The 22,401-nt window shown below is 62.2% G+C and carries 26 protein-coding genes, 4 tRNA genes and 1 riboswitch; of the genes, 17 read left to right on the forward strand and 13 right to left on the reverse strand.

Going from position 1 to position 22,401, the window contains the following annotated elements; all coding sequences use genetic code 11:
• The first annotated feature begins 26 nt into the window (after positions 1 to 26).
• From hisI to AFIC_RS06450, 3 genes are all read left to right on the forward strand, one after another.
• Positions 27 to 455: a phosphoribosyl-AMP cyclohydrolase gene (gene hisI, locus AFIC_RS06440; RefSeq protein ID WP_275248315.1), complete on the forward strand. Its 429-nt coding sequence runs from the start codon at positions 27 to 29 to the stop codon at positions 453 to 455.
• A gap of 179 nt (positions 456 to 634) precedes the next feature.
• Positions 635 to 1,570, forward strand: coding sequence for a lytic transglycosylase domain-containing protein (locus tag AFIC_RS06445; protein ID WP_275248316.1), 936 nt, complete (start codon positions 635 to 637; stop codon positions 1,568 to 1,570).
• A gap of 135 nt (positions 1,571 to 1,705) precedes the next feature.
• Positions 1,706 to 3,127, forward strand: a complete 1,422-nt coding sequence (locus tag AFIC_RS06450; RefSeq protein ID WP_275248317.1) for a DUF2336 domain-containing protein — start codon at positions 1,706 to 1,708, stop codon at positions 3,125 to 3,127.
• 84 nt (positions 3,128 to 3,211) lie between these two features.
• On the opposite strand, the gene AFIC_RS06455 is transcribed toward AFIC_RS06450, so the two are convergent.
• From AFIC_RS06455 to AFIC_RS06465, 3 genes are all read right to left on the reverse strand, one after another.
• The gene (locus AFIC_RS06455; RefSeq protein ID WP_275248318.1) at positions 3,212 to 3,796 is read right to left on the reverse strand and encodes an Hpt domain-containing protein; all 585 of its coding nucleotides are present in this window, start codon (positions 3,794 to 3,796) and stop codon (positions 3,212 to 3,214) included.
• A 5-nt stretch (positions 3,797 to 3,801) separates the two neighbouring features.
• A complete protein-coding gene (locus AFIC_RS06460; RefSeq protein ID WP_275248319.1) occupies positions 3,802 to 4,347 on the reverse strand; it encodes a response regulator in 546 nt (181 codons plus the stop codon).
• Positions 4,348 to 4,448: 101 nt separating this feature from the next.
• Positions 4,449 to 5,228 carry an NAD kinase gene (locus AFIC_RS06465; RefSeq protein ID WP_275248320.1) on the reverse strand — a complete coding sequence of 260 codons (780 nt, stop codon included), beginning with the start codon at positions 5,226 to 5,228 and terminating at the stop codon, positions 4,449 to 4,451.
• A 308-nt stretch (positions 5,229 to 5,536) separates the two neighbouring features.
• Here AFIC_RS06465 and AFIC_RS06470 point away from each other — a divergent pair, with 308 nt between their 5' ends.
• Positions 5,537 to 5,761: a His-rich protein BRANT gene (locus AFIC_RS06470; RefSeq protein WP_275248321.1), complete on the forward strand. Its 225-nt coding sequence runs from the start codon at positions 5,537 to 5,539 to the stop codon at positions 5,759 to 5,761.
• An 89-nt stretch (positions 5,762 to 5,850) separates the two neighbouring features.
• On the opposite strand, the gene AFIC_RS06475 is transcribed toward AFIC_RS06470, so the two are convergent.
• Complete coding sequence (locus tag AFIC_RS06475; RefSeq protein ID WP_275248322.1) at positions 5,851 to 7,878, reverse strand: TonB-dependent receptor plug domain-containing protein; 2,028 nt, start codon at positions 7,876 to 7,878, stop codon at positions 5,851 to 5,853.
• Between the two features lie 226 nt (positions 7,879 to 8,104).
• Positions 8,105 to 8,344, reverse strand: a riboswitch (cobalamin riboswitch).
• Positions 8,345 to 8,460: 116 nt separating this feature from the next.
• On the opposite strand from AFIC_RS06475, the gene AFIC_RS06480 reads away from it, so the two are divergent.
• Both AFIC_RS06480 and AFIC_RS06485 read left to right on the forward strand, forming a co-directional pair.
• Positions 8,461 to 8,865 (forward strand): hypothetical protein, encoded by a 405-nt coding sequence (locus AFIC_RS06480; RefSeq protein WP_275248323.1) that lies wholly within the window; start codon positions 8,461 to 8,463, stop codon positions 8,863 to 8,865.
• A gap of 7 nt (positions 8,866 to 8,872) precedes the next feature.
• Complete coding sequence (locus AFIC_RS06485) at positions 8,873 to 9,349, forward strand: TspO/MBR family protein (RefSeq protein WP_275248324.1); 477 nt, start codon at positions 8,873 to 8,875, stop codon at positions 9,347 to 9,349.
• A 259-nt stretch (positions 9,350 to 9,608) separates the two neighbouring features.
• Here AFIC_RS06485 and AFIC_RS06490 read toward each other — a convergent pair whose 3' ends face one another.
• The 4 genes from AFIC_RS06490 to AFIC_RS06505 form a co-directional block, all read right to left on the reverse strand.
• Positions 9,609 to 9,809, reverse strand: coding sequence for a hypothetical protein (locus AFIC_RS06490; protein ID WP_275248325.1), 201 nt, complete (start codon positions 9,807 to 9,809; stop codon positions 9,609 to 9,611).
• Between the two features lie 165 nt (positions 9,810 to 9,974).
• Positions 9,975 to 10,049 (reverse strand) — tRNA-Thr (locus AFIC_RS06495).
• Positions 10,050 to 10,150: 101 nt separating this feature from the next.
• Positions 10,151 to 10,504, reverse strand: coding sequence for a lysozyme inhibitor LprI family protein (locus tag AFIC_RS06500; RefSeq protein WP_275248326.1), 354 nt, complete (start codon positions 10,502 to 10,504; stop codon positions 10,151 to 10,153).
• 41 nt (positions 10,505 to 10,545) lie between these two features.
• Complete coding sequence (locus AFIC_RS06505; protein ID WP_275248327.1) at positions 10,546 to 11,775, reverse strand: GGDEF domain-containing protein; 1,230 nt, start codon at positions 11,773 to 11,775, stop codon at positions 10,546 to 10,548.
• A gap of 384 nt (positions 11,776 to 12,159) precedes the next feature.
• Between AFIC_RS06505 and AFIC_RS06510 the strand changes: the two genes are divergently transcribed.
• The gene (locus tag AFIC_RS06510) at positions 12,160 to 12,591 is read left to right on the forward strand and encodes a hypothetical protein (protein WP_275248328.1); all 432 of its coding nucleotides are present in this window, start codon (positions 12,160 to 12,162) and stop codon (positions 12,589 to 12,591) included.
• A gap of 31 nt (positions 12,592 to 12,622) precedes the next feature.
• Positions 12,623 to 13,174: a hypothetical protein gene (locus AFIC_RS06515; protein ID WP_275248329.1), complete on the forward strand. Its 552-nt coding sequence runs from the start codon at positions 12,623 to 12,625 to the stop codon at positions 13,172 to 13,174.
• A gap of 159 nt (positions 13,175 to 13,333) precedes the next feature.
• Here the strand turns inward: AFIC_RS06515 and rlmB are convergent, their stop codons facing one another.
• Complete coding sequence (gene rlmB, locus AFIC_RS06520; protein WP_275248330.1) at positions 13,334 to 14,152, reverse strand: 23S rRNA (guanosine(2251)-2'-O)-methyltransferase RlmB; 819 nt, start codon at positions 14,150 to 14,152, stop codon at positions 13,334 to 13,336.
• Between the two features lie 249 nt (positions 14,153 to 14,401).
• On the opposite strand from rlmB, the gene AFIC_RS06525 reads away from it, so the two are divergent.
• Positions 14,402 to 14,487, forward strand: a tRNA-Tyr gene (locus tag AFIC_RS06525).
• 109 nt (positions 14,488 to 14,596) lie between these two features.
• Here the strand turns inward: AFIC_RS06525 and AFIC_RS06530 are convergent.
• From AFIC_RS06530 to AFIC_RS06540, 3 genes are all read right to left on the reverse strand, one after another.
• Positions 14,597 to 14,670, reverse strand: a tRNA-Gly gene (locus AFIC_RS06530).
• 94 nt (positions 14,671 to 14,764) lie between these two features.
• The gene (locus AFIC_RS06535) at positions 14,765 to 15,097 is read right to left on the reverse strand and encodes a potassium channel family protein (RefSeq protein ID WP_275248331.1); all 333 of its coding nucleotides are present in this window, start codon (positions 15,095 to 15,097) and stop codon (positions 14,765 to 14,767) included.
• A gap of 168 nt (positions 15,098 to 15,265) precedes the next feature.
• Complete coding sequence (locus tag AFIC_RS06540; RefSeq protein ID WP_275248332.1) at positions 15,266 to 15,553, reverse strand: hypothetical protein; 288 nt, start codon at positions 15,551 to 15,553, stop codon at positions 15,266 to 15,268.
• A 182-nt stretch (positions 15,554 to 15,735) separates the two neighbouring features.
• Between AFIC_RS06540 and AFIC_RS06545 the strand changes: the two genes are divergently transcribed.
• Entirely contained in the window at positions 15,736 to 15,993 is a 258-nt protein-coding gene (locus AFIC_RS06545) for a GlsB/YeaQ/YmgE family stress response membrane protein (RefSeq protein WP_275248333.1), read from the forward strand.
• Positions 15,994 to 16,090: 97 nt separating this feature from the next.
• Here the strand turns inward: AFIC_RS06545 and AFIC_RS06550 are convergent, their stop codons facing one another.
• On the reverse strand, positions 16,091 to 17,776 hold the full coding sequence (locus tag AFIC_RS06550; protein WP_420833382.1) for an HWE histidine kinase domain-containing protein: 1,686 nt from the start codon (positions 17,774 to 17,776) through the stop codon (positions 16,091 to 16,093).
• Positions 17,777 to 17,955: 179 nt separating this feature from the next.
• On the opposite strand from AFIC_RS06550, the gene AFIC_RS06555 reads away from it, so the two are divergent.
• The 7 genes from AFIC_RS06555 (at position 17,956) to rplJ (ending at position 22,367) form a co-directional block, all read left to right on the forward strand.
• Positions 17,956 to 18,031, forward strand: a tRNA-Trp gene (locus AFIC_RS06555).
• Positions 18,032 to 18,172: 141 nt separating this feature from the next.
• Complete coding sequence (locus AFIC_RS06560; protein WP_275248335.1) at positions 18,173 to 18,907, forward strand: metallophosphoesterase family protein; 735 nt, start codon at positions 18,173 to 18,175, stop codon at positions 18,905 to 18,907.
• A gap of 269 nt (positions 18,908 to 19,176) precedes the next feature.
• The gene (gene secE / locus AFIC_RS06565) at positions 19,177 to 19,368 is read left to right on the forward strand and encodes a preprotein translocase subunit SecE (RefSeq protein WP_275248336.1); all 192 of its coding nucleotides are present in this window, start codon (positions 19,177 to 19,179) and stop codon (positions 19,366 to 19,368) included.
• 19 nt (positions 19,369 to 19,387) lie between these two features.
• Positions 19,388 to 19,918 (forward strand): transcription termination/antitermination protein NusG, encoded by a 531-nt coding sequence (nusG, locus tag AFIC_RS06570; protein WP_002715351.1) that lies wholly within the window; start codon positions 19,388 to 19,390, stop codon positions 19,916 to 19,918.
• Between the two features lie 131 nt (positions 19,919 to 20,049).
• Positions 20,050 to 20,478, forward strand: a complete 429-nt coding sequence (rplK, locus tag AFIC_RS06575; protein WP_009341073.1) for a 50S ribosomal protein L11 — start codon at positions 20,050 to 20,052, stop codon at positions 20,476 to 20,478.
• Positions 20,479 to 20,484: 6 nt separating this feature from the next.
• Positions 20,485 to 21,177, forward strand: a complete 693-nt coding sequence (rplA, locus tag AFIC_RS06580; RefSeq protein WP_275248337.1) for a 50S ribosomal protein L1 — start codon at positions 20,485 to 20,487, stop codon at positions 21,175 to 21,177.
• A gap of 671 nt (positions 21,178 to 21,848) precedes the next feature.
• Complete coding sequence (rplJ, locus tag AFIC_RS06585) at positions 21,849 to 22,367, forward strand: 50S ribosomal protein L10 (protein ID WP_275248338.1); 519 nt, start codon at positions 21,849 to 21,851, stop codon at positions 22,365 to 22,367.
• The last annotated feature ends 34 nt before the right edge of the window (positions 22,368 to 22,401 follow it).

Consider the following 22,401-nt stretch of genomic DNA (forward strand, 5'->3'; position numbering starts at 1 on the left):
GCCGAACCTTGGAATGTTGACCGCAAGTGACGACGCAATCAGGCCACAACGCAGAACTTGAGGAAGGCTTGTCGTTCGCGCCGCGCTTCGACGCGGCCGGCCTCGTGACCTGCGTTGCGACCGATGCGCAAAGCGGTGACGTGCTGATGGTCGCCCACATGAACGACGAGGCGCTGCGCCGGACGATCGAGACCGGCGACGCTTGGTACTACAGCCGTTCACGTAAGAAGCTGTGGCGCAAAGGCGAGACCTCGGGGCATGTCCAGCGTGTCGTCGAGATGCGCACGGATTGCGATCAGGACGCGGTATGGATTCGCGTCACGCAGGCGGGCGCGGCCTGCCACACCGGCCGGCACTCCTGCTTCTATCGCGTGGTGAAGGGCGAGAACGGCGACGCGAAGCTCATATTCGCCGATGCCGACAGGGCGTTCGATCCCGGCAAGGTTTATAAGTAAAACCGCTGCCTTGTCGTCTCCGCGCGGGTGGTCCCGCCTTCGCGGGAGCGACGCCAGCGCCCGTTAACCTCCCGTTAACCATAATCGCCCAGGGTGCAGACGGGTCGGAAGGCCTTGCGCGCGTCGGGAGCCGTGCGTGTCATCGCGTTATCACAACGTGTCACCGGGGAGCGGGACACATGGCAATCGACAGCACGACTGCATCGTCGGTCATCGATTCTGCGCGCGCGAAAATAGCGGGCGCCATCAAGCAGGCCGCGGATGCGACCGGCGCGAGCTTCGATTACCTGATTTCCACCGCGAAGATCGAATCCAACCTCGACCCGAAGGCGCAGGCGTCCACCTCCTCGGCGCGCGGGCTTTATCAATTCATCGAACAGACCTGGCTCGCCACCGTGAAGCAGGCGGGGGCCGCGTTCGGCTACGGCAATTATGCGAATGCGATCTCGCAATCGCCGTCCGGCACCTATTCCGTCAGCGATCCGGCGACTCGCGACCAGATCCTCAAGCTGCGCGACGATCCCGCCGCCAACGCGGCGATGGCGGGCGCGCTGACGCAGGCCAACAGCTTCAAGCTCTCAGGCGAACTCGGGCGTCGCCCGACCGATGGCGAACTTTACATGGCGCACTTCATGGGCGTCGGCGGCGCGACCAAGCTGATCTCCAGCGCGCAAAGCAATCCGGGGGCGTCCGCGCCCGCGATGTTTCCCAATGCGGCCGCCGCCAACCGCTCGATCTTCTACAACCGTGACGGCGGCGCGCGCAGCGTGTCGGAAGTCTATTCGGACATCAATGCGCGCTTTGCCCGCGCGGCGAATTCTCCGATGGCGCGCTTCGCGGTGGCCTCGGCGGGCGGCTCGTCGCCTGCGATGGACAACATGGCGTATCTGTCGAGTTTCCCGCAGGGCAGCGGCGCGTCCATGACGGCGCGGCAGATGGGGCCCACATTCCATTCGTTGTTTCAGGCAGGCGATCGTGCCGAGCCTTTATCTCTGACGGTGCGCCAGTTGTGGGGTGCGGGCTCGCAGGCCAATGCGGAAGCGCCCGCCGCCGCCAATCCGGACCAGTCGCAGTTCAACCTGTTCAGCGATCCGAAGGGCGTGTTCGCCAGCTAACTGCCGAGGTTAACGAAAACTCAACGGCCGCAGCCGGTTATGGTGAACTGTTTCTTAAGTGTCATGGTTTACGCTTTCTGACAGTGGTGCCGCAGTCGCGGCGCAGTCAGCAAAGTTGCGTAAGCCGGAACACCCATGATCGTTCGGCAGTTTATCAGTTGGGTTCGTACCGCTCCCGCCGGGGAGCGCGCCGAGGCGACACGGGCATTGGCCCGCGCCTGGCTCATCTCCGATTTATCGCAGGACGATCGCATCGCCGCCGAAGGCGCGCTCTTGATGCTACTCGACGATGCCTCGCCGCTGGTGCGGCAGGTCATGTCGGACGTGTTCGCGGCAGAGCCGGGCGCGCCGCCCGCCATCGTCGCGGCGCTCGCGGCCGACCAGCCCGAGATCGCGCTGCCGGTTCTCGAATTCTCGCCGCTGCTGCTCGATGCCGATCTGGTCGATCTCGTCGCCACCGGTTGCCAGCAGGTGCAATGCGCGGTGGCGCGGCGCGTGGAGTTGCCGGTCGCGGTCGCGGCCGCGCTCGCGGAAGTTGGCGACGCGGCGGCGGTGCTCGAACTGATCGAAAATCCCGGCGTGACATTGGCGCCGTTCTCGCTGGAGCGGATTGTCGAGCGCCATGGCGACCTTGCCGTGATCCGCGAACAGCTTTTGCAGCGTGAGAATTTGCCTGCGTCGGTGCGTCTTGCACTGGCGGCGAAGGTGTCCGCGACGCTGGCCCGCTTTGCCGCCGCCCGCGACTGGATCACGCCCGGCCGTGCCGACCGTCTTGCCGCGGAAGCGACGGAGCGCTCGCTGCTCGATATCGCAAGCCTGTCGCAGGGGGAGGAGCTGGCAAATCTCGTCCATCATCTGCGCGAGAGCGGCCAGCTCAATGCCGGGCTCGTGCTGCGCGCGTTGTTGTCGGGCAATGCCGGTCTGTTCGAGGCGGCGCTTGTCGAATTGAGCGGCCTGCCGCAGCGCCGTGTCGCCGCGCTGGCCTATGGCCGGGGGGCAGGGCTGGACGCGCTGCTGACGAAAGCGGGGTTTCCGGCCTCGACCGTTCCGGCTTTCCGCGCGGCGGTCGCGGCGATTCTGGAAACCGGCTTTGTCGATACGCAGGATGGCGTGACGCGCTTGCAGCGTCGCATGGTCGAGCGCGTGCTGACGCAATGCGAGAGCGAAGTGGTGTCCGCGCACGATCCGCTGCTGGTGCTGCTGCGGCGCTTCGCGGTCGAGGCGGCGCGTGAGGATGCGCGGTTGTTCTGCGACGATGCGGCCACCGAGATCGATGCGCAACGGTTCGTGCAGATGATCGAGGATGCGGCGCCTGCCGAGGACGATGGTAGCTATGACGGCGAGATCGTGAACGAGGATGACGAGGATATCGTCTTCGTTGAATCGCCGCCGCTTGCGCCGCGTTTGGATGACGAAAGCGAGTTCGGCTACGAAAGCGAATTCGACGACTATGCACCGCTGGACGAAAACTATATCGCGTCCAATGACGAGTATGCGGTGATCGAGGGGCTGGATGCCGAGATTGCCCAGATCGTCCGCGAGCGCATCGCGGCCTAAAGCAACATCGTGCTTTATATGAACATGCAAGAGCGCTGCCATTGAGCAGCGCTTTTTGTTGGGGGGTGAGGAAAGTAGAGGTGTTTAGTCCGCCGGAACGATGCTCGGCGCCAGCACGGCTTCGAGGTGTTCGGGACGGTCGCGGTTGGCCTCGATCAGGAATTCGTCGGCCAGTTTCCGCAAACGGGTGCTCAGTTCGTCCGCCGTGTCTTTCGTCCTCGAGCGGCCCTTCGGCAACTCGCGCACGATCGCCTGAATCGCATGAACATGATGAGCGATCAGGTCGGAGGGCACCGTCATCAGTTCCGGTGCGTGTTCAAGAATCCGGCATAGGCTTTCGGCGGCGACGGCCGCCTTGGGGTAGCCGAACGTGGTGGCATCGCCCTTGATGTCGTGGGCCGCGCGAAACAGTTCTTCCCGGTTCTGACTGGTGAAGCCGTCCTTTTTCACGACTTCGAAAGCGCGGGCGAGCCGGGCGCATTCCTCGTCCATCCAGCTCTTGAATTCACCGGACAGACCGGCGAGGGCCTCCTCGGCGCGCGCGACCGGATCGTCGGTGTCGCGCTCGTCCGTGTGGCGCACGTATTTGCGCAACGGATTTGGCTGGGTGATGACCTGATGGGCCTCGAATGTTTCGACCTTGAGGCCGTCGGTTTTGTCTCTGGCCATGGCCGTTATCCCGGGCTGCGGGCTTTATCGAGCAACGAGGGCTGTTGCAGGATTTCCGCCTTGCCGCCGTTGCGGCGATCGATGCCGATATAGGTGTTGATGGTGTTGCGCCGCCGGTCGGGGCCGAAATAGCTCTTGGTGCGGATGAAAGGACGGGGCGACACCACCACGTTGAGGATGCGCTGATAGAGACCCTTGGCCGAGATCGGCTTTGCGAGGAATTCGGTGACGCCCGCGTCGCGCGCGGTCATGACGCGGCGCTTTTCCGAATGGCCGGTGAGCATGATGATCGGCGCATATGGATTGCCGACGCCGTCCGGCTGGCGGATCATCTGCGCGAGTTCGAGCCCGTCGAAAATTGGCATCGACCAGTCGGTGATGACGATGTCGGGGACGTAATGGCTGTACATTTCCAGCGCGGTGGCGCCGTCCTCGGCTTCATAGACTTCGCGTGCGCCGAACGAATGCAGCAGCGTGCGCAAAATGCGCCGCATGTGCGCGTTGTCGTCACAGACGAGAAACCGCAGCTTGTTGAAGTCGATGTGGAACATGCCCAGCCACGTAAACGGACGCCGATACGGGAAAAGTCTAGGCTGGCGGCCGTTAACGCCCGGTTAAGCATAAATGCGCAGTCCGAGGCATCTTGCGGCGGTCAAACGCCGAACTGCTCGCTCAAAATGCGTTCTTCGAGGCTGTGGCCGGGGTCGAACAGCATGCGGATGGAGATGCTCTTGTCGGTCAGCACCTCGACGCGGGTGACGTAGCGCACTTCGTTATGGTCGGCGACGGCGGCGAGCGGCCGCCGTTCGTCTTCCAGCACCTCGATGGTGATATGGGCGGAGCTCGGGAGCAGGGCGCCGCGCCAGCGCCGTGGCCGGAAGGCATTGATCGGCGTCAGCGCCAAAAGATTTGCCGTGATCGGAATGATCGGCCCCTGTGCCGAATAATTATAGGCGGTCGATCCGGCAGGCGTGGCGACGAGGATACCGTCCGAAATCAGTTCGGGCATCCGCACCTGTTCGTCGATCAGGATGCGCAGCCGCGCCGCCTGATAGATCTGGCGGAACAAGGCGACTTCGTTGATGGCGTGATGCACATGCACCTCGCCTGCGGCGTCGGTTGCGCGCATCAGGAGGGGGTTGATGACGGTCATGCGCGCGGCGTTGAGGCGCTCGATCAGGCCATGGCGGCTGTATTCGTTCATCAGGAAGCCGACCGTGCCGCGATGCATGCCGTAGATCGGCGTGCCGGAGCGCATCCGCTCATGCAGGGTGCGCAGCATCAGCCCGTCGCCGCCGAGCGCCACCACGACATCGGCGTCGTCCACTTCGCGGTTGCCATAGTCCGACGACAATTGCGCCAGCGCGCGCTGGGCTTCCAGCACGGGGCTCGCGACAAAGGCAATGCGCTGATATTTGCTCTCGACGGTCATGAAGGCTGGTGAACCCGTGGGGCAGCCGGATCGGAATGTGAATTCCTCAACTGTATCCGGTCTTTGGCCTCTGCGGTACTGGGGGCAGGAGGCTTCGCGTGCGACCCTTTAATAGCGTTAACGCCGCAAGACCGCACGCCGGCAGGCGCGGGCGGGACGAAATCGACATTAACAAGATGTCATGCAGATGAACAGAAACCGTTTGGCGGCTTCAGTTCGGGTTCAGTGCGCGCGGCCCATCATCGGGCCACGATCACCGCTTCGGCCATTCGGTCCACAGCGCTCTGATCCCGAAACAGGAGTTTGCCATGTTGAAGATCATTTCAGCCGCCATTGTTGCCGCTTCGGTGATGGTTGCGCCGGCGATGGCCGCGACCGTCATCAAGACGCAAAAAACGATCACCCATTCGCAGGTTCTCAAGCCTTCGGTGGCCAATGCCAACGCGCACATGGTGAAGAAGCATCATCGCCATCATGTGCGTCCGCATCACCACACCAAGCGCGTGGTCGTGAAGCATCGTCATCATCGCTGATTGACGACAGCGGCGCGGCTTGCCCCGGCTGCGTTCGCTGAATTGAAGCCGGTTCGTGGATTTCCCCGTCCACGGACCGGCTTTGTTTTTTAGTTCGTCACGAAACGTACGCCGCCATAGACGCCAATGCCGGTCTTATCGAAGCCGAGCGGGTTTTGATAATGACGATCGAGCACGTTATCGATGCGGCCGAACACCGACCAGTTCTGATCGACTTTGTAGTTCGCCGCGAGGTTGAGGAGCTGATAGCCGGGCGCGCGCTGGCCGACATCGATCCACGAACTGATCCAAAGCGCGGTGGCCGTGAGGGTCAGGGCGTCCGTCGCGGCCCAGCGTGCCTGGGCGCTCCACTTATGTTCCGGACGCCGCTCCAGCGCGGTGTGCTTGATGTCATCCGTTGCGATCGTGTGAGTATAGTCGCCGCGCAGGGTCAGGCGCTCGGTCACTGCGACCGACGCGAAGGCTTCAAGCCCGTGAGTCGTTGCTAACGCGACGTTCTCATTCACCGTGACGTAGGGATTTCCCGGAGTCACGGGCACGCCAATGATGAGATTATTGAAGCTGTTGTGATACCAGGTCGCTCCGAACTGGACTCGCTTGTTGAAAAGCGCCTGCTCAAATCCGAAATCGTATCCCTTGCTCTCCTCAGGTTTCAGATTCACGTTCGGAAGCGTGAAGGGACCATAGATCTGGTCGATGGAGGGGGCATGAAAGCCTGTGCCGTAACTGGCCTTCAGCTTGGTTCCGGTCTCGGGAAATACGATCGCGGGCGCGATGCGGAAAGTATCGTGGCCGCCGAAATGATCGTTCTGATCGTGGCGCACGTTCGACACCAGAAAGAAGCGGTCGAGGAAATTGGACTGCAACTCCGCGTAGCTGCCGAGGTTTTGAATCGTGCCGTTCACGGCGGGATAGCCGTAGGTGGCGTAATTCAAATAACCCTTTTCGGTTTCATTCTCGACACCGGCAACGAGCGTTTGTCCCGGAGCCAGAGCGAAATCGGACTTCCAGTACACTTTCGTGCGGTCGCCGTGGAACGTACTGAGCGGGTTCGCTCCGAAAGCAATGGCTGCAAACGGATCGGAAGAACTCCGGTCGGTATCGGTATAGGTGACGCCGAAATGGTTGTTGAAGCGGCCATCGAGCAGCCGGAACACGCCGTCGAGCAGTCCGCTGAATTGTTGGCTCTTGCCGCGCGACTGAATCGGGTTGGGAGCAGGGTAGAGATCGCTCTCGGTGAACCGGGTCTGCGCATCGGTATAACGGGCGACGGCTGTGAGAGAGAACATCTCGGAGAAGTCATGGATGACTTTGCCGTGGAAGGTCAGGTTGTCATAGAAGTCGTTGTTGCGCTTCTGTCCCGGGGGCAAGGTGGAAAGCGGCGTGACCGGCGTCGACTCCACGCGGACATGCGATCCGCTGAAGGCATAGCTGGTATCTTTGGTCGAGCCGCTGACCGACGTAGACTGGTTGAACGTGCCGAACGATCCGCCTTCGAGCAGGGTGGACCATTGCGGCGGACCTTTGCCGGCCTTGGTGGTGATCGAAATCACGCCGCCCATGGCGTCGGCTCCATACAGACCGCTTTGCGGGCCGCGCAGAACTTCGAGCCGGTCGATGTCGAACGCGGTCAACGAGCCGAAATCAAACGCTCGGTTCGGATTCGAAGGGTCGCTGACATCTATCCCGTCAATAAAAACCTTGGTGCCATTGGCGTTGGCGCCGCGCATGAAGACTGATGTCTGCCCGCCGGGGCCACCGGTCTGGACCACATTCAGGCCGGGAACGGTCTGGAGCAGGTCTGGCACCGTTCGCCGCTGGGTTTCCTGAATTTCCTGTCCGGTGATCACAGTGACCGAGCTTCCCACCTGACTGACTGGCGTCGGGATCGTGGTCGGCGACGTGACCAAAGGCTCGGCAGGATTTGGCACCGGCACTGCAACGATGGCAGGCGCTTGATGCACGCGCGGCTTCGCATCGACGCGTTTGTTGCGCTTCGGCAGCCGCTGGTTCGGCTTCTTCGGGGCAGGGCTCACCTGAATCGCGGGGAGTGGCGGTTCCGCCTGCTGTGTCTGTTGCGCTTCGGCCGGTGAAATGAAAGCCGCGCTCGCCAGCAATGCCGCGAGCAGGGCAGGCGAGATGCGCTTGCGCGAAAATATTTGATGCGATGTCACGTTCGGTCCCCACCGAAATCTTGCGGGCGGAGAACGATCGGGCTTCCAGACTCATGATGCGAAAGCGAGGGCCTTGCATCGGGACTGGAGAAGGCCGCAGGCGTTTCTCCGCAACGGTTGTTGTCGTGTCACCGCTGCGGAAGCCGCTCCTCGCGCACCCCGCGCAATGGATGGATGACCGGGACAGGCAGGTCTCCTGGCTCACGGATCAATGCTGCTGTCCGCCTTCCCAAGCCGGCATGTGCCGTGTGCTCAGTGGCATGATGGACAGCGGCTCACCGCTGACAGTTGCGGGGGCAGCTTCGGAATTGCCGCGCAGGACGAGGTGTGCGAAACATCACCGCAGCGCGACGGCACCGAATTCCCTATTACGCCAGCTTGCGCCGGCACCTGTACCGTGCCCGCAATCAAGCGGGGCGCCGGTGTCGTGTCAACGCCACATTGTCCGAGAATCCCCACGCGATGGACTTCCCCGATCTGCGTTGCAAATGGGAGACAGCGGCAGGCCGCGTCATGCGCGTTGCCATGCCGCTATTTGCTGTCGCTCTCATGCTCGGCGGCTGTGCGTTCGGCAGCGCGGATTATGATGGTGTGACTTATACCGCGGACCGCGGCGTCAGCGATCAGCCGTTTCCGAAGAATTATCGCCCCGAATTGCTCGCATTCCTGCACACCTACCTGAACGACCCGACCAACGTGCGCAGCGCGGCGATCGCGGAACCCGTCCAGCGCGAGGTTGGCGGACGGCAGCGTTACGTCACTTGTCTGCGCTACAGCGCGAAGGATTTCGGCGGCCACTATACGCCGATGCGCGACCGCGCGGCGCTGTACATCGACGGCCGTCTCGATCGCCTGATCGAGAAGCCGGGCGAGATCTGCGCGGGGGCGAACTATGCGCCGTTTCCCGAGTTGGAGAAACTGACACGGTGAGCTCGCGATGCAGTTCCGGACGACCACTCGGCTGGCGGCCTGTCTGGTGCTGTGTCTCGGCATTGCCGCCGTGCAGGGCATCGTGACGCGGCCGCAGATCGCGGGCTGGTATAGTGATCTTGCGAAGCCGTCATGGACGCCGCCGCCGTCGCTTTTCCCGATCGTCTGGACCGCTCTCTATACCTTGATGGCGGTGGCGCTGTGGCGGCTGTGGGAGAAGGCCGCGCCATCATCGGCGCGCAACCGGGCGATCGCGCTGTTTCTCGTTCAGCTTGCCCTCAACGCGGCATGGTCGCCGCTGTTCTTCGGGGCGCATGCGACGCGCGCGGCGCTGATCGACATCGTATTGCTGCTGGCCGCGATCGCTTTGACGATGGTGATGAGCGTGCGGGTGGATCGTATCGCGGCGTGGCTGCTGGCGCCGTATCTCGCATGGGTCGCCTACGCGGCGACGCTCAATGGCGGCATTGTCTGGATGAATTGAGAGGGTGGTCCGTTCCGAGAATCGGCAGACGGACTCGGAACCGGTTTTTTCGCAAGATATCCGCGCAAAAACAAAGCGCGGGACTCTATCCCCGAATCTCCTTCAAATCCGGCATCGATAAGGGCGATTCTCGCCCCGAGACTGCCGAGCGAACAGCCATGATGGATCGTGCCCTTACACTCGTCCTGACCTTTGCGGTCGTCGCGAACACGCTCTGCCTGTGGTCATATATGTAAGGCAGACGCGGGAGCGGGGTGCCTCAGTTGAGGTAGCCTTGATTCGCGGCTTCGATGCGGGTTGAGATATCGACGTAATACTTCAACTGGGAGTTTTCGGTTTCGAGGTGCTCATTGGCGATCAGGAGCGCACGCACGGCGCTGCGCAGATTGCCGTCGCAACTCGCAATGGTTTCGTCGATCAGCAGATCGTAGCGGTCGGCCGAAAATTCTGAAGACGCCATCGGGTCACCCCCATCTCACCACGTTGAGCTGTTGATAACTCCCAAGTCGGACAGCCATGAGGCGGTTCGGCACATCCGTGACTTTTGCCCGCTATTCACAGCGGGTCTGTGGACCGTTTGTGCAAAACGTCCGGCTGGGCTCTTTAAAAAATGACAGGGAGATTGTGGTGCCGGCGGAGAGGATCGAACTCCCGACCTTCGGTTTACAAAACCGCTGCACTACCGCTGTGCTACGCCGGCGATGGGGCAACAGCTACCAGCGTCATGCGGACGGGACAAGCCGTCCAGCAGGCATTTCTTGGCCCGAAGCTGCCGGGCGGGCTCGGTGTGCGACGTTTTAGTTAAAACGGACCGTGCCGTTTCACGTTGTCCATCACCGCTTCCAGCTCTTTGATCCGCGCGTCGGTATTGTCCTGAATACATTTGGCATCGGCGCCGCAGGCTTCGCGCTTTTTGATGAAAGCGCTCTGGGCATCCTGAATGACGCCGCGCTGGCCCATGGCCACGAATGACGTCGCCCATTGATACAGTGTTGCCATGCGCGCCTCGGCCTGACCGAGGCGGTAGCTGGAACAGATCGTCTTTTCGCTTGCCGTCGCGGCCTTGGCGCAATCGAGCGGCGCGTAGCCGGCGGCGAAGGCAGGAACGCTCGAGGTCAGGGCGATCAGCAGCGCGAGAGGGCGGATCTTGTTCATGGGTGTCGCCTTCCGTATCGACGGGCCATCCCCGGATCAAATCAGACTTTCTGGCTGGTGTCAGGAAGCAAGGCCGGGGCCAGGGAAGCGCCCTGTTCTTCAATGAGAGGCACGGTCGCGGTCTCGGTGCGATTGCGTCCGGATTCCTTGGCGCGATACAGCGCCTGATCGGCGCGGCGGAACGTATCCTCGTATGCAATGTCGGTGTCCAGACAGGTCGCCACGCCCGCCGAGACGGTGACGGGAATTCCGATGGAGCCCGCGGTGAAACGTGATCGAGCGACCGCGACACGCATGCGTTCGATGGCATCGACAGCCGTGAGAGGATGTGCGGCATCGAGCAGGACGGTGAATTCCTCGCCGCCGCTGCGCGCGACGATATCGTTCTTCCGGCTGTGCCCCCGCAGGATGTCCGCGACCTTGACCAGAACCTGATCTCCCACGTCGTGGCCGTAGGTGTCGTTCACGGCCTTGAAATGATCGATGTCGATCACGGCGACGGCAAAACCGGAACGGTTGAGTCTGGCTTCCCGGAAGCGTTTTGCGCCGCTGCGCGCCAGCATTCTGCGGTTCGGCAGGGCGGTGAGATAGTCCGTCGATGCGGCGACCTCCAGCCTGCGTCTCAGATAATCCGAGCACATCAGCAGAAAAGCGGTCGTGCCGACGACCGGCAGCAACGTCATCACGATCGGCGACAGCAGGTTCAGCCAGTTGGTGCCGCTCTCCACCGCGAAGTCGCGGTCGATGTCCATGAGAAGATAAATCACGAATCGTCCGAAGCCGTACGCCACTCCCATTGCGAAGAGGCCGATCAGGATTCTCCGGCTGAGCGAAGTGTCGTCGGCGGACTTGAACAGCAGAGTCCATATGCTGGCGCCCATCAGCCAGGCCCATGCGATGGAAACGATCACCACGCGGATCTGAAAACTGGGATGGACGACAGAGAACCAGAGAACGCCGGTGGTGGTGACGATTGCCGGGAGAAGCTGCCACGCTTTGGGGCGCTCCCCATAGAATTGTTGAACGGCCGCGTAATAGGCGGTGAGACCGAGCGCCATCAGGGCGTTGGCGCTGACAAGCATCACAGGCCGGGGCAACGGATGGCCGAATGCGAACACGGCGCATCCACCCGCGATCAGGACGGTGCCGATCTGCCATGACCTTGCGGCTGGCTGCAACGCAGGCGGCAGGTCGCGGGAGACCACGCTCAGGACGCAGGCATTGGCGATGATCATCAGAGATACGGTCGTAAAGACGGTGCCTGCTTCCATTCCCCTCGTGGTCCTTTGTCCCATTCCCCGGATTTTCGTCTGTAGCTTTAGCCCGCCATCCTTGAATCGAGCGTTCAGAGCGATGCTGAACAGCCTGTTACCGGAATCGTGAAAGTGCGGATTAAACGCCGCCACGATTGCGAGGCGCGCGTTGCGCCGCTGGCCGCAGGAGCATCGGGCGGGGCAGCGGCTGGCGCAGTCCCGCGCCCGCTGCATTTTTTCTTTCGTTAACCGCTCTTTTTATTCCTATTTTAGGCCCCGATTGCTGCAATTGAACGCGAACCGGGTCTTGCGCGTTAGCCTTACCGCGCGATCGCGTCCGCCTCTTAACTTATGGCGGCGGCGGCTGAACTAGGATCGAGGCGAATCCGGAAGGTTGCTCTGATGCGTATTGTCGTCTCGCTCGCGGTTCTGGTCGGCAGCACGGTGCTTGCGCTTGCGGATAGCGGTGGCGTGATCGCCGTTCCGGGCAAACCCGGCGTTCCGGTGATGATCAACGGACGCGATGCGACCTACGCGATGGTCGAAGGCGACTGGGGATTGTCGCGCGGCGTCCATGTGCAGCCGACGGTCTATGGCGGATGGGATCGCTACGAGGCGCCGCCGGTCGGCCACTATTATCCATCGCTCGGCCGCCGTCCCGGTTATGGCCGGCTTGAAATTCAACCTCCGGCGAACCGCAAATTGCCGCAGCCCGCGGAAAGCTATCACCAGTCATGGTCGGCGCAATCCGCGCCTCCAGCCTTGCAGCCGGTGCCGGAAAATCCACCGGCGGTGATCGTCGCCCCGGAGCCGTATCGGCAATTCAGAAATTAAAAACACAACATTGACTGACAGGAGAGTGCGTGTGCGTTTCAAGGTTCTGGGTCTCGCCGCGATGATCGGGGCGATGGTCAGCGCCGTTCCGGCGATGGCCTGCTACAACGGTTGCGGCGGCGGTCTGTTCACGTCGGGCGCGACGGCCTATGGGTGCGGTTATGTCGCGAGCGGTTGCGGCGTGACCGTCCGCGAGCAATTGCCGAACCTCGATGCAGGCCCGCAATATTACTACGTCAATCAGGGTCCGACCTATACGGGACCGGGCGACATCGCGCCGGTGCCGACCTATCAGGAGCGCTCGGTGTCGGGCTGGGCGGCTTACAATCGGCCGTATTACTACGGCTACAATGGCGGCCCGTACGCGCATGCGTCGCATCATTACTATGACGGCGCCTATATCCAGGGTCCGCGTGTGTACAGCTACCGCTGGCGTCACCATCATCGCGCGCGCTATCAGCGCACGAATGTCCGCCAGCCCAATCGCGGTGTGAAGCCGCGCACCCATTACTACTACACGGGCCATCCGGCCGGCGAGAAGGTCGTGCGCGGCAACGCTCACGCGCATCCGAACAAGATGTAATCCATCGATCGTGGCTGATCTGGTTTCGCTCCTTTCCGCGTGACGCTGAGGGGAGCGAAATTTTTTTCTAAAGCGTTTTCAAGCGAAGCATGACCTCGGGCTTGACCCGAGGATGGAAACCGGTTCGCGTGAAGAAAACGCGTCAAAAATTTCTGGATGCTATTTCATCAAGCCGAGCCGCGATGCGCCGATGTAGAGCGCGAGCGCGGTGGCGTTCGAGACGTTCAGGCTCTTGATCTCGCCCGGCATGTCGAGCCGTGCCACTGTGCCGCAGGTTTCCCGCGTCAGTTGCCGCAAGCCCTTGCCTTCGGCGCCGAGCACGAGCGCGAGGGGCGCGCGCAATTCCGTCTCCGCGAGATTGGTGCCGCCCTCGCTGTCGAGCCCGACGGTGAGGAAGCCGTGCTCCTTCATCTCGTTCAGCGCGCGCGCGAGGTTCTGCACGATCACGAGCGGCACCATCTCAAGCGCGCCGGAGGCGGATTTCGCCAGCACGCCGGTGGCTTCGGGACTGTGACGCGCCGTCGTCACCACGGCTTTCACCGCGAACGCCGCCGCCGAGCGCAGGATCGCGCCGACATTGTGCGGATCGGTGATCTGGTCGAGCACCAGCACGATGCCGTCCTGCGGCAGTTTTGAAATGTCGAGCGCGGGCAGGGGATCGGCTTCCGCCAGCAGGCCCTGATGCACGGCGTCGGGGCCGAGCCGCTGGTCGATCACGCTGGGGCGCACCACCTCGGGGGTGAGCCTGTTGAGGGGGATGTTGTCTTCCTCAAGCCGCCGCAGCGCGTTTTCCGTGACGAACAGCTTGCGGATTTTCCGCTTCGGGTTGGCCAGCGCCAGAGTGACGGTGTGCCAGCCGTAGAGAATCGCCGGCCCGTCGCGGTCCTCCCGGTTCCGCCGATGCGGCGGGCCGCCGCGGCCGCGCTGGGGCGTGCGGTTCGAGCCCTTGAAGCGGGAGAATGAGTCATGGCTGGCCATGGCGCGCTTGTCTCACGCAGGTTCCTGCAAGGCAATCGGGAAGCCGCCGATTCGGGCGATCCTCAAGCCAGCACTGGACTTTTTAAGGATTCAGGATCGGGGAAATAAGCTGTCGCCTTGGTTGACTTTCCCCCGTCGCTTCCCTCATAAACGCCGCCGACCGGGTGCCCGTGAACGGGCTCGCTTTTCAATGTCACTCTGGATTGCCCGACTGCCTCGCGGCGGACAGGCCTGATGACACCGAATTCCGGGGGAGTGTCCCGAGTGGCAAAGGGAGCTGACTGTAAATCAGCCGCCGTATGGCTTCGAAGGTTCGAGTCCTTCTTCCCCCACCATACTGAAAACGCTCGCGGAAAGTGAATTTCCGCGAGCGTTTTTTATTGGCCGCGGCCGGATGCAGAAAGGCCCATGAGCGTGGGCCGCATCATTCGTGGAATGTGAAACTGGAGCGGGTGAAGGGAATCGAACCCTCGTATTCAGCTTGGAAGGCTGCTGCTCTACCATTGAGCTACACCCGCGCTGCCGATGAACTAGCACGGCTACAGACGGGCCTCAACAGCCGCCGCGAAAACTCAACCGATTGAAGTTAAAGCCATTTGGGATGCCGGCGGATCAATCGGTGTCGTCCGATGCCTCATCCCGGAACGATGTCAGGCGAGAGATGAACGCCAGCATCAGGCCTATGCCCACCAGTGAAAACGCCATGGCGAATATCTTCGTCACCGCGGCGCTCGGCGCCAGATTGGCGTCGCCCACGGTCGTGAGCGACACCACGCTGAAATAGGCCGCATCAAGCCAGGACCATCCCTCCACGGATCGGAACACCAATGTCCCGATCAGGGTGGCGACCAGCAGTAGAAATACGATGGCTCGGAATTCCGGATCGCGAAGGCCGCGCCGGAAGCCAAGGAACAACAAGACCAGGCCCGTGATCAGCGATTTCATGCGGCTGGCTCGCGAATGAACAGGCGAGCATTGCCTTCGATTCGGATCGCGCGCGCAACCGCGCATTGGCGTTGTCAGCGCCTAAAAATTGCGGCCCGTAATTTTGTCACGGCCGGAAAGGCTTGCCGGTCGGGAGACGAGGGCGCCGCATGCGGCGCCCTCGCAATATCATGCGGCTGAACGGTTCTTGATCGCGCCGACGATCGCGGTGAGGATCGCGCCACCCGCGCCGCCGCCGACAACCTGCGTCAGAATCGAGCCGACATCGAAATTGCCGCTCTGGAGTGATGCCGCCACTGCCGGCCATGCCATCGTGATGATCTGGCCGAGCACGCCGCCGCCGACCAGGCCCGCGATGGTATTGCCGAGAGTGCCGAGATCGAATGTCGGAGAAGCCTTACCCGCGGCATTGCCGCCGAGAGCACCCGCCACAAGATTGATTAAAATCTGTTCCATGACCTAATCCCGAATGTTGCCAACATAACGAGTGTAGCACTTTGATGTGATATTCTATCGTCACGGGGCCGTGACGCAGTTGCATGCATTATTCGCTGTGGACCGGAGGATGTGCGCAATTGCCAAGGATTATTGGTCGGCGAAAGCTCGGATTCTCGTTCACACACTGAAGGAGCAAGGCAATGCAAGGCGCTGAAATGGGTTGGATTGCGGCTATCATCGTAGGCGGGCTGGCTGGCTGGTTCGCCGAGATGTTCATGAAGAGCGGGACCGGCATCCTGATGAATATCGTACTCGGCATCGTCGGCGCGGCGTTGGCGAATTTTCTTCTGGGACTGTTCGGTATCGCGCTGGGCGGGTGGGTCGGTTATCTCATCGCCGGATTCATCGGTGCCTGTATCCTGATCTTTGTCTGGCGCGCGATCCGCGGACGGGCGTGACCACGATCGCCTGAGCGACCCGGCGGCGGATGCGAAGCCGCCGGATCGTGAAGGTTTTACGTCGGCGGATTGATGTCGCCCGCGTCGCGAAAAGGATCTAGGCATCCTGTTCCGGCGCGGCGTCCGGGCGTGTCACAAGACGGATGTCGCAGACGATGCCGGACACGGCATAGTGCACCTCGTAGCCGCCGCCCATCTGTCCGGTGAGACTGGTGATGAGGCGGGTGCCGAAGCCTTCGTGCTCCGGGGCCTTCACCGGCGGTCCGCCGCGCTCGCTCCAGCTCATGCAGATCAGATTGCCGTGCTCGACGGCTTCCTTGGTCCATCGCACCTCGACATGGCCGGTGTCGTTGGAAAGCGCGCCGTATTTCATCGAGTTGGTGCACAGCTCATGAAAGATCATGGCGGTCGGCACGACGATGGCGGAGCGCAGATCGACCGGTGGTCCCGAGAGCGTGAAACGGTGCGCGAGATCTTCGCGCGCGGGCGCAAGCGCAGCTTCGGCAACCTCGCGCAGGTCGGCGTGCTGCCAGTTATGTCGCGTCAGAAGATCGTGGCTGCGCACCAGCGCTTGCAGCCGTTCATGAAAATTACGCAGCGCCTCCGTCCCCTGATTGGTGCGAAAGCTCATGGATGCGATGGATTGCACGGTGGCGAGCGTGTTCTTGACCCGGTGCGCAAGCTCGTGGACGAGAATTTCGCGCCGCGCCTCGGATTCCTCACGCTCGTCCTCGCGCCGCGCGTTTTCGTCCATCAGGCTGTCGAAGGTCTGGCCGAGCACGCCGATCTCGTCGTTGCGCCCGTCGAGCCGGTTGCGGACGCCATCCTGCCCCCGCCGCCAGCTTTCCGCCGTGGCGACCATCTGCATCAGGGGCCGGCGGATGATGCTGTCGCCGACGAGCCACGCCAGCAGGAACGCGGCCGCGCTGCCGAGCACGAACAGCAGCACGCTGCTGCGCAGCGCGCGGTCGATCGGCCCCAGCGCCTCCGCGCGCGCGATGCCGCTCGACACATAAAGCCCGAACGATGTGTAGGGAGCGGGGATGTAGCCGACGATCCGGTCGATGCCGTCGCGGCTGCGGATGTCCGCCGTGCCGGGCAGCGCCGAGAGCAGGTACATGTATGGCGTCGGGAAGCTCGTGCCGATGAATTTTTCCGGATCGGGTTCGCGTGCGATGATGATGCCGTTGCGGTCCGCCACGGTCACCGCGCTGCCTGGCGCGAGCCCCCGCTCGCGCAATTGCCGGCCGAGCCATTCGAGATTGACGCCGGCGCCGACGACGAAATCGATGTGATCGCCGGTCACGACCGGCAACACGACCGGAATGATGCGGCGGCCGGACAAGCGGCTCATGGTGTAATCGCCGACAGAAAACTGCCGCGTGCTCAGGGCCTCGCGGAAATAATAGCGGTCGCCGAGATTGACGGCCGGAACGCCGCCCTCGCTGAAGCAGCGCGGTTCTCCGTCCGGCTCGATGACGACAATGGAAGTCAGCGGCGGCAGTTTGGTCCGCACGCGCGCCAGATATTGCTGGCAGGCGGCGAATCCGCCGCCGCGAATTTCCGACGCCTGGCCGACCGCGTGCAGCACGCCCTTGATGCCTTCGAAGATCTGCTCCATCTCGGATACGGCGAAATGCGCGTTGCGCAACGCCTCCGCGTTGGCGTCCTGATAGCGGGAATCGCGCAGATCGAGCGAGGAGTAGATCAGGGCGGCGAGACCGGGCAGGCAGGCGACCAGCACCAGCGACAGGAGGCGGTAGACCAGCGACATGCGGCGCATGGAGGAAAAGCGTCTCAAGCCGTGGTTCCCGATTTCGCGAAGGGTCTCATGGGCTGGATTCATTAAGGAAGCAGGGGCAGGGCGAGTCAAGCCGCGTTATCCGCCGGAAAAGGCGTCGGAAATATCCGGCGAGAAGGGCGTGACGAACGCCAAGCGGTCGGCTATAGACAACCGCCTGTAGGGGTGTAGCTCAGTTGGTAGAGCATCGGTCTCCAAAACCGAGGGTCGCAGGTTCGAGTCCTGCCGCCCCTGCCAGTCTTTAAGATTTAAGACGATAAGAGACGATCATCCCGCTCACCGCAGCGGGATTTTTTATGCCTTATGCAGACTTGATATCTGCGTCGCATGAATCCTCTATACGGATTGCTGGCCGGCCAGCAGACCGGGAAAATTGCCATGACGGTTTCAGCAGAGTTCATTCCCTCCGGATTTCGCGCGCCTGAGGGTGTGCGCATCTACGCGATCGGCGACATCCACGGTTGCAACGATCTTCTGCGGGACAGGCTCGCGGCGATCGAGGCCGATCTTGCCGCGCGTCCCGGCGTCGAGGCGCTGCGCATCTTCATCGGCGACTACATCGACCGTGGCCCGGATTCGCGCGGAGTGGTCGAGACGCTGATCGAACTCGGAAACCGGGAGCGGTGTGTTTTTCTGTGCGGCAATCACGAGGTGCTTCTCCTGGATTTTCCGCAGAACCCGAAGCTGATGCCGGCCTGGCGTTCGGTCGGTGGCCTCGACACGCTGGCGTCCTACGGCATCGCGTCGTCGCCCGAGCCGGACCCGGCGGAGGCATTGCAGCTGGCCAATACGTTCGAACGCGTGCTGCCCGGCAGCCACCGCGATTTCTATTGCAATCTCGCCATCTCCCACGCGGCGGGCGATCTGTATTTCGTCCATGCGGGGGTGCGGCCGGGGGTCGCGCTGGAGGCGCAATCGGTGGCGGACCGGACCTGGATCCGGCATGAATTCCTGAATCATGAAGGGCTGTTCGAGAAACTCATCATCCACGGCCACACGCCCGCGACGGAACCGGAAATCAGGCCGAACCGGATCAATATCGACACAAGGGCCTTTTCCTCCGGCCGCCTGACCTGCATCTGGCTGGAAGGAGACCGTTTCGGCTTTATCTGAAACATGAGGCCGTGACGGGATTTACGGGTCCAGGTCGGGGGCGGGCAGGGCCGCTGGCACCTTGACCTGATGGCCGGTCCGCAGTAGATAGCGCTACCTGCTGCCGGCCCGTTCAACGGATATCCGGCGCGGCTTTATCTCCCCGGACAATCGAGCCCGCGCAAGCCTGTTTGGCGGCTCATCCTTCAAACGAGGGTTGGGCGGCGCGAACGTCTGTCCGGAACGCAACTGGCCCGACACTTTATTAGACGCGAGTGGATACAGAGACGATGGCGTTCAGCCCGTTCAAATTCCTGCAAGAGGTTCGTTCCGAGACCTCCAAGGTGGTCTGGCCGACCCGCCGCGAGACCATGATCACGACCGTGATGGTGTTCGTGCTGGTGGTGGTTTCGTCGATTTTCTTTTTCGTCACGGATCAGGTGATCCGGATGTTGATTACGTTCGTCCTCGGCATTCGCTAGCGACGGCTGGAACTGACACATGAGCATGCGCTGGTACATCGTTCACGCCTACTCGAATTTCGAGAAGAAGGTCTCCGAGTCGATTCGCGAGCAGGCCAAGCAACGCGGCCTCGAGGAGTTGTTCGAGCAGGTGCTGGTTCCGACCGAGAAGGTCACGGAAGTGCGCCGCGGCCGCAAGGTCGATACCGAGCGCAAGTTCTTCCCCGGCTACGTGCTGGTGAAGATGAACCTGACCGACGAGGCGTTCCACCTCATCAAGAACACCCCGAAGGTGACGGGTTTCCTCGGCGCGGAAAACAAGCCGATGCCGATTTCGGAAGCCGAAGCGATGCGCATCCTGCATCAGGTGCAGGAAGGCGTGGAGCGGCCGAAGACCTCCGTGTCGTTCGAGGTCGGCGAAAACGTCCGCGTGGCGGATGGTCCGTTCGCGTCGTTCTCCGGCGTGGTGGAGGAAGTGGACGATGCGCGTTCGCGCGTGAAGGTCGCGGTGTCGATCTTCGGCCGCGCGACGCCGGTCGAACTGGAATTCGGTCAGGTCGAGAAGGTCTGATCGTGATCGGAGCGGTTCGCCGCTCCGCAAGACCCGTGGAAGGGGGCAGGTGATCGCCAGTCACCTGCGAAACCGGACCACGGTTCCTCAAGAAGGCCCGGAATGGTCCGGGCCATTTGAAGGAGTTGAGCATGGCAAAGAAAGTGACCGGATACCTGAAATTGCAGGTGCCGGCCGGTGCGGCGAACCCGTCGCCACCGATCGGCCCCGCGCTTGGTCAGCGCGGTCTGAACATCATGGAGTTCTGCAAGGCGTTCAACGCGCAGACCCAGAAGATGGAAAAGAACACCCCGATCCCGGTGGTCATCACCATTTACGCGGACCGTTCCTTCACCTTCGAGATGAAGACGCCGCCGATGTCCTTCTTCCTCAAGCAGGCAGCGAAGATCCAGTCCGGCTCGAAGGCGCCGGGCCGCGACAAGGCCGGCAAGGTGACCAAGGCGCAGGTGCGCGAGATCGCCGAGAAGAAGATGAAGGATCTCAACTGCGATACCGTCGAGTCGGCCATGAAGATGGTCGAGGGCTCTGCCCGTTCGATGGGTCTGGAAGTGGCGGGGTAACGGGTCATGGCACTTGGAAAGAAGCTCGTGAAGGCCCGTGAGGGCATCGACCGCGAAAAGCTCTACCCGATCGCGGACGCCATCAAGATGGTCAAGGAACGCGCGCACGCGAAGTTTGACGAGACCATCGAAATCGCCATCAACCTCGGCGTCGATCCGCGTCATGCCGACCAGATGGTGCGTGGCGTCGTCACGTTGCCGAACGGCACCGGCCGCACGCTGCGCGTCGGCGTGTTCGCGCGTGGCGCCAAGGCGGATGAAGCCAAGGCTGCGGGCGCCGACGTTGTCGGCGCTGAAGACCTCGTCGAGATCGTGCAGGGCGGCAAGATCGAGTTCGATCGCTGCATCGCCACCCCGGACATGATGCCGCTGGTCGGCCGTCTCGGTAAGGTGCTCGGCCCGCGCGGCATGATGCCGAACCCGAAGATCGGCACCGTGACCATGGACGTCGCTGCGGCCGTGAAGGGCGCCAAGGGCGGCTCGGTCGAGTTCCGCGTCGAAAAGGCCGGCATCGTTCAGGCCGGCGTCGGCAAGGCGTCGTTCTCGGAAGAGAAGCTCGTCCAGAACGTCAAGGCGCTCGCGGATGCGGTCGCCAAGGCCAAGCCGGCGGGTGCCAAGGGCACCTACATCCAGCGCGTCGCGGTGTCCTCGACCATGGGCCCCGGCGTCAAGGTCGAGCCGGGCAGCCTGAATTCCTGATCGGGATTTGCCGATAAAGATTGCGGGGCGGGGCGGATCAAATCCGCTCCGCCTTTTGCTTTTGGAGAGCAGAATTTCGGGCGGTATGATTGTCTTCCGAGAAAGCCTCTGAAGCGCCCGTTGCTGGCCCGAAACCTGCTTTCGGAACCCAGAATCCGCTTGGCAAAGCGGCCGGGACTCGTTAAACATTCCTTTCCGGGCGTGCTGGCTGTCGCTGGCGCGTCCGTGTTTGCTTTCCGAAAAACCCATCAATAGGAGTTCATTCCTCGTCGATCAATCCGCATGGCTTGTTCGACCCGGAAAAGGACGACTGTCGGTATGATTTTGGAAGGCGGCAGGGGCCGCATCCCGATGGATCGTGGCTTCGAATCCTGTCCAAGACTGCGGGTGCCTTGCCCATTCTTTTGAAGGGCTTCGCTTAATTTCCTGCACAGACGGGTGAAGACCGGATTTGCATTCCCGCATCAACGGCGGGCAGCTGATTTGGTTCGACCTCGACACCTCGGAAGGTTCGCGCAGGCGGCCTGACGAGAGGGCAGGCTGTCAATGTCGTCAGGCCCTGACGTGTCGAGAGATTGATTTGAGTCTCGAGACCCGAGCTGGGCAGGACGATCGGTGCAACCCGGCGGTCCTGCTTCCGAGCAAAGGCCGCCAACCGGAAAGAGCTTGCTGTGGAACGAGCGGCAAAAAAAGAGGCGGTCGACGCGCTGAAGGGGACTTTCAAGTCCACGGGCGTTGCGGTCGTCGCTCATTATTCCGGCCTGACCGTTGCCCAGATGCAGACTCTGCGTTCGCAGATGAAGCAGGCTGGCGCCTCGGTGAAGGTCTCGAAGAACCGTCTCGCCAAAATTGCTCTTGAGGGCACGGACGTTGCCTCCATTGGCTCCCTTCTCAAGGGGCCAACCGTGATCGCCACTTCGAACGATCCGGTCGCAGCGCCGAAGATTGCCGTCGAATTCGCCAAGGCGAACGAAAAGTTCGTCATTCTTGGCGGCGCGATGGGAACGACTGTCCTGAATCCCGACGCGGTGAAGGCGCTTGCCTCGCTGCCGTCGCTCGACGAACTGCGCGGCAAACTTGTCGGCCTCCTGGTGGCGCCGGCAACCAAGCTCGCTCAGCTCGCCAACGCTCCCGCGGCGAAGGTCGCGCGCGTTGTTCAGGCTTATGCCTCAAAGGGTGAAGCGGCGTGATGCCATTCTCCATTTCAACTGGTTCGAACTGATA

It is taken from the genome of [Pseudomonas] carboxydohydrogena, from assembly GCF_029030725.1.
In the GTDB taxonomy this organism is placed as follows: Bacteria; Pseudomonadota; Alphaproteobacteria; order Rhizobiales; family Xanthobacteraceae; genus Afipia; species Afipia carboxydohydrogena.

Coding starts and splice junctions, on each gene's coding strand:
- AFIC_RS06445 (WP_275248316.1), top strand. CDS start 635: ATGGCAATCGACAGCACGACTGCATCGTCGGTCATCGATTCTGCGCGC.
- AFIC_RS06450 (WP_275248317.1), top strand. CDS start 1,706: ATGATCGTTCGGCAGTTTATCAGTTGGGTTCGTACCGCTCCCGCCGGG.
- AFIC_RS06455 (WP_275248318.1), bottom strand. CDS start 3,796: ATGGCCAGAGACAAAACCGACGGCCTCAAGGTCGAAACATTCGAGGCC.
- AFIC_RS06460 (WP_275248319.1), bottom strand. CDS start 4,347: ATGTTCCACATCGACTTCAACAAGCTGCGGTTTCTCGTCTGTGACGAC.
- AFIC_RS06465 (WP_275248320.1), bottom strand. CDS start 5,228: ATGACCGTCGAGAGCAAATATCAGCGCATTGCCTTTGTCGCGAGCCCC.
- AFIC_RS06470 (WP_275248321.1), top strand. CDS start 5,537: ATGTTGAAGATCATTTCAGCCGCCATTGTTGCCGCTTCGGTGATGGTT.
- AFIC_RS06480 (WP_275248323.1), top strand. CDS start 8,461: ATGCCGCTATTTGCTGTCGCTCTCATGCTCGGCGGCTGTGCGTTCGGC.
- AFIC_RS06485 (WP_275248324.1), top strand. CDS start 8,873: ATGCAGTTCCGGACGACCACTCGGCTGGCGGCCTGTCTGGTGCTGTGT.
- AFIC_RS06490 (WP_275248325.1), bottom strand. CDS start 9,809: ATGGCGTCTTCAGAATTTTCGGCCGACCGCTACGATCTGCTGATCGAC.
- AFIC_RS06500 (WP_275248326.1), bottom strand. CDS start 10,504: ATGAACAAGATCCGCCCTCTCGCGCTGCTGATCGCCCTGACCTCGAGC.
- AFIC_RS06505 (WP_275248327.1), bottom strand. CDS start 11,775: ATGGAAGCAGGCACCGTCTTTACGACCGTATCTCTGATGATCATCGCC.
- AFIC_RS06510 (WP_275248328.1), top strand. CDS start 12,160: ATGCGTATTGTCGTCTCGCTCGCGGTTCTGGTCGGCAGCACGGTGCTT.
- rlmB (WP_275248330.1), bottom strand. CDS start 14,152: ATGGCCAGCCATGACTCATTCTCCCGCTTCAAGGGCTCGAACCGCACG.
- AFIC_RS06535 (WP_275248331.1), bottom strand. CDS start 15,097: ATGAAATCGCTGATCACGGGCCTGGTCTTGTTGTTCCTTGGCTTCCGG.
- AFIC_RS06540 (WP_275248332.1), bottom strand. CDS start 15,553: ATGGAACAGATTTTAATCAATCTTGTGGCGGGTGCTCTCGGCGGCAAT.
- AFIC_RS06545 (WP_275248333.1), top strand. CDS start 15,736: ATGCAAGGCGCTGAAATGGGTTGGATTGCGGCTATCATCGTAGGCGGG.
- AFIC_RS06550 (WP_420833382.1), bottom strand. CDS start 17,776: ATGCGCCGCATGTCGCTGGTCTACCGCCTCCTGTCGCTGGTGCTGGTC.
- AFIC_RS06560 (WP_275248335.1), top strand. CDS start 18,173: ATGACGGTTTCAGCAGAGTTCATTCCCTCCGGATTTCGCGCGCCTGAG.
- secE (WP_275248336.1), top strand. CDS start 19,177: ATGGCGTTCAGCCCGTTCAAATTCCTGCAAGAGGTTCGTTCCGAGACC.
- nusG (WP_002715351.1), top strand. CDS start 19,388: ATGAGCATGCGCTGGTACATCGTTCACGCCTACTCGAATTTCGAGAAG.
- rplK (WP_009341073.1), top strand. CDS start 20,050: ATGGCAAAGAAAGTGACCGGATACCTGAAATTGCAGGTGCCGGCCGGT.
- rplA (WP_275248337.1), top strand. CDS start 20,485: ATGGCACTTGGAAAGAAGCTCGTGAAGGCCCGTGAGGGCATCGACCGC.